This is a genomic window from Mameliella sp. CS4, from assembly GCF_019392335.1.
Classification (GTDB): domain Bacteria; phylum Pseudomonadota; class Alphaproteobacteria; order Rhodobacterales; family Rhodobacteraceae; genus Antarctobacter.
Genome location: NZ_JAHXRQ010000133.1, coordinates 1 through 278 on the forward strand (window position 1 = coordinate 1; position 278 = coordinate 278).

Genomic DNA, 278 nt, shown 5'->3' on the forward strand with positions numbered 1-278 from the left:
CGCCCGCACGGCCTCGGGCTGGCGGGCCGGATTCTCCTCGGCCGCCTGGGTCAGCGCGGCGATCCGCTCGACCTGGCCGGTGACGACCTGCTCGAGCTGGCGCCCCTCGGCGCGGCGGGCCTCGACGAGATCCGCGACCAGCTGGACCACGCCCGCGGCCAGATCCCGGGCGAGAGTGTCGGTGTCGGCCGCCTCGTCCTCGACCTCGATCACGCCGCGCACGCCGAGCAGCCCGTCCATCGTGGCGGGGGCCACGCCCTCGGGGACCGGCACCCGGG

Annotated in this window: 1 pseudogene; it reads right to left on the reverse strand. The window is 77.7% G+C overall.

Annotation, left to right across the window (positions count from 1 at the left end):
- Nucleotides 1–240, reverse strand: a pseudogene (locus tag KZZ07_RS26835) (YicC/YloC family endoribonuclease); the annotation flags it as partial.
- Nucleotides 241–278 lie beyond the last annotated feature (38 nt).